Source organism: Micromonospora echinofusca (genome assembly GCF_017614955.1).
Classification (GTDB): Bacteria; Actinomycetota; Actinomycetes; order Mycobacteriales; family Micromonosporaceae; genus Micromonospora; species Micromonospora echinofusca_A.
In genome coordinates, this window is sequence record NZ_WVUH01000049.1 from 21,409 (window position 1) to 28,895 (window position 7,487).

7 protein-coding genes are annotated in these 7,487 nt (G+C 69.8%); 5 read left to right on the plus strand and 2 right to left on the minus strand.

Annotated elements, in window-relative coordinates:
- Positions 1-237 precede the first annotated feature (237 nt).
- The 5 genes from GSF22_RS08685 (at position 238) to GSF22_RS08705 (ending at position 5,961) form a co-directional block, all read left to right on the plus strand.
- The gene (locus tag GSF22_RS08685) at positions 238-1,599 is read left to right on the plus strand and encodes a TrkH family potassium uptake protein (RefSeq protein WP_208812678.1); all 1,362 of its coding nucleotides are present in this window, start codon (positions 238-240) and stop codon (positions 1,597-1,599) included.
- Positions 1,592-2,275, plus strand: a complete 684-nt coding sequence (locus GSF22_RS08690; RefSeq protein WP_208812680.1) for a potassium channel family protein — start codon at positions 1,592-1,594, stop codon at positions 2,273-2,275. The genes GSF22_RS08685 and GSF22_RS08690 overlap by 8 nt, the downstream gene beginning before the upstream one ends.
- 307 nt (positions 2,276-2,582) lie before the next feature.
- A complete protein-coding gene (locus tag GSF22_RS08695) occupies positions 2,583-3,473 on the plus strand; it encodes an ABC transporter ATP-binding protein (protein WP_208812682.1) in 891 nt (296 codons plus the stop codon).
- Positions 3,470-5,107, plus strand: coding sequence for an ABC transporter permease (locus GSF22_RS08700; RefSeq protein ID WP_208812684.1), 1,638 nt, complete (start codon positions 3,470-3,472; stop codon positions 5,105-5,107). Before GSF22_RS08695 ends, GSF22_RS08700 begins: the two co-directional genes overlap by 4 nt.
- Before the next feature lie 143 nt (positions 5,108-5,250).
- Complete coding sequence (locus GSF22_RS08705; protein WP_208812686.1) at positions 5,251-5,961, plus strand: VOC family protein; 711 nt, start codon at positions 5,251-5,253, stop codon at positions 5,959-5,961.
- Between the two features lie 65 nt (positions 5,962-6,026).
- On the opposite strand, the gene GSF22_RS08710 is transcribed toward GSF22_RS08705, so the two are convergent.
- Complete coding sequence (locus tag GSF22_RS08710; RefSeq protein WP_208812687.1) at positions 6,027-6,590, minus strand: hypothetical protein; 564 nt, start codon at positions 6,588-6,590, stop codon at positions 6,027-6,029.
- 198 nt (positions 6,591-6,788) lie between these two features.
- Complete coding sequence (locus GSF22_RS08715; RefSeq protein ID WP_208812689.1) at positions 6,789-7,172, minus strand: hypothetical protein; 384 nt, start codon at positions 7,170-7,172, stop codon at positions 6,789-6,791.
- Between the last annotated feature and the right edge of the window lie 315 nt (positions 7,173-7,487).

The following is a 7,487-nucleotide window of genomic DNA, read 5'->3' on the forward strand; positions in this document are numbered from 1 at the left end:
GGCCGGTACCGCGACGGATCCTGCCGTGGCCACCACCCCGACGACCGACTGCCGGGCGCGGGACGACCGCCAGCCACCGCAGGTCCCTCCGGAGAGCGCCGTCCCACCCCGTCGTGGCCGGCGACCGCCCACGCCACAGGCGGGCCGTGGGAGCATACGGTTTATGACTCCGACCTGCCGGGCGGCCACGCCGAGAGCGCCTGTCGTGGATGGCCGCCGTGCCGCCGGGACGGGTGCATGCTGACCCGGGCACCGACGTGGCAGCGGCGCAGCGCTCGACTCCGGCACCCCGCGCAGGTGATCGCCGTCGGTTTCGGCACTGCGGTAGTAGTCGGCACTGGCCTGCTGTCATTACCCGCCGCCACCCGGTCCGGCGAGCGGGCCGGCCTGATGGACGCGTTGTTCACCGCAACTTCGGCCGTCTGTGTGACCGGGCTGGTCACCGTCGACACCGGCGGGTACTGGTCCGGATTCGGGCAAGCCGTGATCCTCCTGCTCATCCAGGCCGGCGGCCTGGGGATCATGACCCTGGCCACGCTGTTCACGGTGCTGTTGTCCCGCCGGCTCGGCCTGCGGGCCCGGTTCCTGGCGCAGGCCGAGACGAAGAGTCTCGACCTCACCGATGTCCGCGCGGTCGTCCGACGGATCGTGCTGTTCAGCCTGGCCAGCGAAGCGGTCGTCGCGGCTGTGCTGTCCGTCCGGTTCGCCACCGCCTACGACGAGCCGTGGGGTGGGGCGGTGTACGACGGGGTGTTCCACGCTGTCTCGGCATTCAACAACGCCGGCTTCTCCACCAACGCCGACAGCCTCGTCCGCTACGTCACCGACCCCTGGATATCGCTGACGGTAGCCGGTGCGGTGATCCTCGGTGGGCTGGGCTTTCCGGTCGTGTTCGAGTTGCTCAGGTGCTGGCGCAGCCCCGCCCTGTGGTCGGTGTTGACCCGTATCACCCTCGTGTTGACCGCCGTGCTGCTGACGCTCGGCACGATGGTCCTCACCCTGGCCGAGTACTCCAACCCGAAAACCCTCGGTCCGTTGGCCGGGCCGGAGAAACTGCTGGCCGGGTTCTTCGCCTCGACCATGACCCGGACCGCCGGATTCAACAGCGTAGACATCGGTGGCATGCGGCCGGAAAGCCTGCTCGCCAGCGACGTATTGATGTTCATCGGCGGTGGCAGCGCCGGCACCGCAGGCGGCATCAAGGTCACCACGTTCGGGCTGCTGGCGTTCGTACTGTGGTCGGAAATGCGCGGCGAGATCCACGTCAACGTCGGCCGCCGCCGCATCCCGGCCAGCAACCAACGTCAGGCCCTCGCCATCACCCTGCTCGGCCTCGGCGCGGTGGTCACCGCCACCTTCGCGTTGCTGGCGATCACCCCGTACCGGCTGGATGTGGTGTTGTTCGAGGCGGTGTCCGCGTTCGCCACCGTCGGTCTGTCCACCGGCATCACCGCCGACCTGCCGTCGGAAGCCGACCTGCTACTGGTCGTGCTGATGTTCGCCGGCCGGGTCGGCCCGCTCACCCTGGCCTCGGCGCTGGCGCTGCGCGACCGCAACCGTCGTTTCGAGCTACCCGAGGAAAGGACGATCGTTGGCTGAGACACGCACCGAACCCGTCGTTGTGATCGGGCTGGGCCGGTTCGGCACCGCCCTGGCCCTGGAACTGGTCAGCCGCGGCACCGAAGTACTCGGCATCGATCACCGACATAAGGTCGTCCAGGCCCTGTCCGGTCGACTCCCGCACGTGATCACTGCCGACTCCACCGACATCGAAGCACTCCGCCAGCTCGGCATCGCCGAGTTTCACCGCGCCGTGGTGGCCATCGGAACCGACATCCAGGCCAGCATCCTCACCACCAGCCTGCTGTCCGAACTCGGCATCCCCGACATCTGGGCCAAGGCCATCAGCAGCCAGCACAGCAACATCCTCACCCGCGTCGGTGCACATCACGTCGTCGCGCCCGAGCACGACATGGGCGAACGGGTCGCCCATCTGCTTTCCGGCCGCATCCTCGACTACGTCGAGGTCGACGCCGACTTCGCCGTCATCAAGACCACCCCGCCCCGCGACATCGTCGGCGTACCCCTGCGGGAGTCCAGGGCACGCAGCAAGTGGGGCGTCACCGTGGTCGCCGTCAAACCACAGGCCGCGCTGCCCGGTGGGGCACCCCGCACCTTCACCTATGCCACCCCCGACACGGTCCTGGCCTACGGTGATCTCATCCTCGTCGTCGGCACTGTGGACAACGTCGAACGCTTCGCCACCAGCGACTAGACGTTGGAAACTTCTGCTCCACGAGCCACCGGCGACAGCGGCGGCGGGGGTCACCGCTGCCCTGGTACGTGACTGTCGAGGGTGCAGTCGGCCAGCCGACGTACTTCCGCCCCCCACCGGTGCGTCTGCGTCGCGAAGTGAGACGCTACGGCAACTCCGGCGGTACGGACGGCTGCGGCGCTGCTGGCCCACCGTCCACCCGAGGGCGGCCTTCCTGTCGGCGACCGACGGGCGTACGCTCCGGGTGGAGCGCCGGGAAGTCTGGTCGGCAGTCGTTGTGCCGCGTCGACCGGAGAAGGCCGCCCTCATGGACACGTTCGCCATTCGCACCGAAGGTCTCACCAAACGCTACGGGCAACTGCTCGCGCTCGACACGCTCGATATCGCCGTGCCCACCGGGTCGGTGTTCGGTTTCCTCGGGCCGAACGGTGCCGGCAAGTCCACCACCATCCGCCTGCTGCTCGGCATGGCCCGACCGTCCTCAGGACATGCCCGGATCTTCGACACCGATGCCCGGGACGTGCGCAGCGCGCACCGGTCGTTGGCGTACGTACCGGCCGACGTGGCACTGTGGCCGCAGCTGACCGGTGCCGAGACCTTGGAGCTGCTGGGCCGCACCGGACCCGGCGTCGACCGGGGATACCGCAACGAACTGGTCGAGCGGTTCGCGCTGGACCTGTCAAAGCCTGGCCGGACGTACTCGACCGGGAACCGGCAGAAGGTGGCACTGGTGGCAGCGTTCGCCACCCGTGCTCCCCTGCTGGTGCTCGATGAGCCGACCAGCGGACTGGACCCGTTGATGGAACGGGAGTTCCAGCGTGCGGTGGCGCAGGCGCGCGAGCGGGGGCAGACGGTTTTCCTCAGCTCCCACCAGCTCACGGAGGTCGAGAGCGTGTGCGACCGGGTCGCCATTCTCCGCGCCGGCAGACTAGTGGAGATCGCCGACGTCGCGGACCTCCGACGACTGCACCGGAGTCAGGTCGAGGTCACCTTCGCCGGCACGGCACCACAGCTGACCGACGTGCCCGGTGTCGGGGCGGTGGAGCGGCTCGGACCCGCGCGACTACGGTTCACCCTCACCGGCCCGCCCGCGCCAGTCCTACGGGCCCTGGCCACGGCCGACGTGACCGCACTGACGGTACACGAACCGACCCTCGAAGAGATCTTCCTCGACTACTACGACGAGGTGGCACGGTGACCGCCGTCGGCACTCCGGCCCCCCGGGCCGCCCGGGTGACGGCGGACACCAGCGCCGGGCGTGCCGTCACCTGGCTTGCTGTCCGCCAGGTCCGGCGTGGGGCGACCATCGTCCTCGTCCTCGTCGTCGGCATGTCGGCGATGGTCGCCACCACCTACGCCAGCACCTTCACCGACACCATGGACGCCGCCGCCCTCGCCGCACTGGCCGAGAACCCCGCCATCCGCACCCTCTTCGGGCAACCCGTCGCCCTCGATTCCGCAGGCGGCTTCACCGTGTGGCGCACCGGCACCGTTCTCGCCGTCCTGGTCGGGGTCTGGGCTCTCCTCACCGCCACCCGGATCACCCGTGGCGCGGAGGACGCCGGCCACTGGAACCTGCTGCTCGCCGGCCGGATCCCCCTGTCCACCGTCGTGATGCGTCACGCCACCGTACTCGTCGCCGCCGTGCTGCTCACCGGGCTCGCCACCGCGACCGCTCTCACCACCGCCGGTACCCCACCGGTCGGTGCCGCACTTCACGGCGCCAGCATCGCGCTGGTCGGCGTGTTCTTCGCCGCTGCCGGGGTCCTCGCGGCGCAGATGCTCCCCAATCGTGCCGCCGCGAGCGGGGCCACCGTCGCGCTGCTCAGCGCCGGACTGCTGCTGCGCATGATCGGCGACGGCGTCGACGCACTGGGGTGGCTGCGCTGGCTGTCTCCGTTCGGGCTCGCCGCGCTCTCCCGGCCGTACCACGACAACCGGATCGTGCCGCTGGTGGTCCTGGCCCTGGCCGCGTCCATACTACTCACCGCCAGCACCGTGGCCACCGCACACCGCGACGTCCAGGGCAGCTGGCTCGCACCCCGTACCGGCCGCGCGCCACGGCTGCGTCTGCTCGGCTCGATCCCCGCGTTCGCCCTCCGCCGCCTGCTACGCCCCCTCGCCGGATGGACCGCCGGCGTCGGCGCCTACTACCTTCTCATCGGACTGCTCGCGGTCTCCATGACCACCTTCCTCGCCGACAACCCACGGTTCGCCGACCTCGCCGTGCAGGCCGGGTTCGCCGGTCTCGGCTCAGTCGAGGGATACGTGGCGACCATGTTCGCGCTGCTCGCCATCCCCGCCGGAACCTTCACCGCGGTACGCATCGCCGCCACCGCCACCGCTGAAACTGACCGCCAGCTCACCCTGATCTACGCCGGGCCTGTCACCCGGCTCCGACTACTCGCCGCCGAAACCGCCACCACCGCAGCCGGTACGGTGGCGCTCACCACCCTAGCCGGGCTCGCCACCTGGATCGGGGCGAGAAGCGCAGGTGCGCCACTGAAGCTGGACGCGGCGCTCACGGGCGCGACGAACGTCCTGCCGATAGCAGCGCTCTGCCTCGCAGCCGCAATCTTCGCTCTCGGTTGGCTGCCCCGCGCTGTCGCGCTCGTCGGCAGCCTGCCCGCCGCAGGCGGCTTCCTCCTTCAGGTCGTCGCCGACAGCACCGGTGCCCCACACTGGGTCGGTACGCTGTCCCCGTTCGCGCACCTCGCTCCCGTGCCCGAGGTGGCACCCGACTGGACCGGCACCCTGGGGATGCTCGTCACCGTCGCCATCCTCACCGTGACCGGTGCCATCGGGTACCAACGCCGTGACCTGAACACCTGACCAGTCACGTCACGACTGCGGCAGGCCGGGGTGTACGAGCGTGACACGGTGAAGTTCGGTCACCTCGGCCGAACAGGCGACCAGGAGGGGCGAACGGCCATTTCCATGTGCGACGGGCATCTCGACCTGCGTAGGAAGGAGACATGGCCAACGAGGTGACCGTTCCGCTGCTGCCCTGTCTCTCCATTGACGACATGGTCGACTTCTACGAGGTGCTCGGCTTCCGGACGACCTACCGGCAGCGCAGACCCAACCCGTACGTGGCGTTGCAGCGTGCGGACCTGCACCTGCACTTCTTCGAGATCGCCGGTTTCGTACCCGAGCACTCCTACGGCTCCTGCCTGGTCCTGACCGAAGACATCGAAGGACTGCACCGCGCGTTCGCCGACGGAATGCGGGCCGCGTACGGGAAGGTTCTGGTGTCCGGAACGCCACGCATGACCCGTCCCCGGGCGCGGAAGAACGTCGGCGGGGTGGGCGGGTTCAGCGTCGTCGACCCCGGTGGCAACTGGATCCGCGTCGTCCACCGGACCGCCGGCCCTGAACCGGCGCCAGCGGGACGCCTGGCGAAGGCTCTGGCGGACGCAGTCGTGCAGGCCGATTCCCGGGGCGACGTCCGGCAGGCCGTCCGGATCCTCGACACCGCGCTGGCCCGCTCCCACGCTGGGGACGATCCGGTCGCACAGGTCGAGGTTCTCGTGTACCGCGCCGAGTTGGCGATGGTGCTGCACGACCGGGAGACCGCAGCCGACATGCTGGCCCGTGCCGAACGCGTCGTATTGACCGCCGACGAATCAGAGCACGCGGCCTCCGCGTTCCAGAACGCCGCCGACATCGCCGCGACGCTCGGCTGATTCGGCAGGGCAGGGGATCCCCGGTCCCGGTGCGAAACCGGGACACCCGATCCCGTGACGCCCCGTCACCGGTCGACCGCCGGCAGCCGGTCGCCTTCCTCTGTCGGAATCGGCAGCGCGACGGCGTCCGTACTGCCGATCGGAGTACCGGAGTGCGCCGGTGGCGGCCGGTCGTCGGCCGGTACCCGCGAGTAGAGCCGGCCCTGCCCCGCCGGGCCCGATCGCCGGGTCACCACGCAGGTCACCAGGCCGACCGGCGGGGGTGGCGCGACGAACCGGCCCGTACCCCAGCGCACCCAGATCGCCACCCGGCCTGCCGCCGCCTCCGCCAGCAGCTTCTCCACCGTGCGCCGCCGGTCGGTGTGGTCGACCTCGATGACGACGGGCGGCCCGGCTGGTCGGGCGCAGGCGACGTCGAGTACGGAGTACTGCCCGGACAGCGGTGGGGGCAGCGGCAGGACGCTGGATGCCCGACGGTAGACCCGCCAGCCCGCAGCACGGGCCCAGCCGACCACCGCGTCGATGATCAGCTCGGTCACCTGGTCGGTCGTGGCGTCCTGGAACGTCAGCTCGTCGAGCCGACGGCCGAGTGACGCGGCGATCCGCTCACTGTCGTCGGCGACGTGCATGGCCGGCAGCGTAACGCGTGGCGGCGGCACCTCCGGAGCCGACCTTCGGTCACCGGGTGGTGTCCGGCACACCGTACGGTTGCTCGCCCTGCGGCACCATCATCACGACGGGACCGGGCCTGCCTGCCGACCTGGTGCGGTCGACAGGCAGGCCCGGTCCCCGAGTGCGCGCGAGAGCGCGTCAGGATCCCGTCGTCCTCAGGCCACCCGGTGCGCAGCGGCCGGGTTCGAGCAGTCTGCGATGAAGACGCTGGAGTAGTTCAGGGCGTCCCGGCGCGCCCACCCGTTGACTCCGGTGGTGGTGTTCCGGACGAAGAACCACAGCTCGTTGGTGTAGGTGGCGCAGTGGACGTCAATTCCCTGACCCGGGTAGCCCTGCCCGTGGGCTTGGCAGTCGCGGTGCGGATAGGCGCGAATGTAGGTCCCGTTTCCCCACGAAATGCCGCCGCCGCTGTAGAGGTCCGGGTGGGTCCCGTGACCGTCGCAGTGCGCGCTGGCCGGAGTGGCGGGCACCAGCGCCACCATTGATCCACTTACCACGAACGCCAGCGCGGATGCGATGGAAAGCAGCCGAGATCGCATGCAGAAATCCCCTATCGATTGACGGGCAGCACTGTCCGAACAGGATGGCACAGTCCCGTGCCGACCGCTCGGCGAGCTGCCCGGCCGGCAATTTCAGCGGGCACCCCTACCACGGTGCGCTTTCCCACGTTCCGGACCCGTCTTCAGCAGATTGACGGTCAGCCGGACCACGTGACCCGCACAAAAATGGCTCTACTGACGTTGTCGTGGGTGGGTTGAGCGTGCCGTAGCGGCGCACGCCGTTTACCGGCCTACGGTTCCGGTTGTCGAGATCGGAATCGGGGCATATCGGGAAACGGCGTGCGTGATGCAAGG

Bases quoted from the DNA above. Each gene is read 5' to 3' on its own strand.
- GSF22_RS08705 (WP_208812686.1), top strand. From the start codon at position 5,251: ATGGCCAACGAGGTGACCGTTCCGCTGCTGCCCTGTCTCTCCATTGAC.
- GSF22_RS08715 (WP_208812689.1), bottom strand. From the start codon at position 7,172: ATGCGATCTCGGCTGCTTTCCATCGCATCCGCGCTGGCGTTCGTGGTA.
- GSF22_RS08685 (WP_208812678.1), top strand. From the start codon at position 238: ATGCTGACCCGGGCACCGACGTGGCAGCGGCGCAGCGCTCGACTCCGG.
- GSF22_RS08710 (WP_208812687.1), bottom strand. From the start codon at position 6,590: ATGCACGTCGCCGACGACAGTGAGCGGATCGCCGCGTCACTCGGCCGT.
- GSF22_RS08695 (WP_208812682.1), top strand. From the start codon at position 2,583: ATGGACACGTTCGCCATTCGCACCGAAGGTCTCACCAAACGCTACGGG.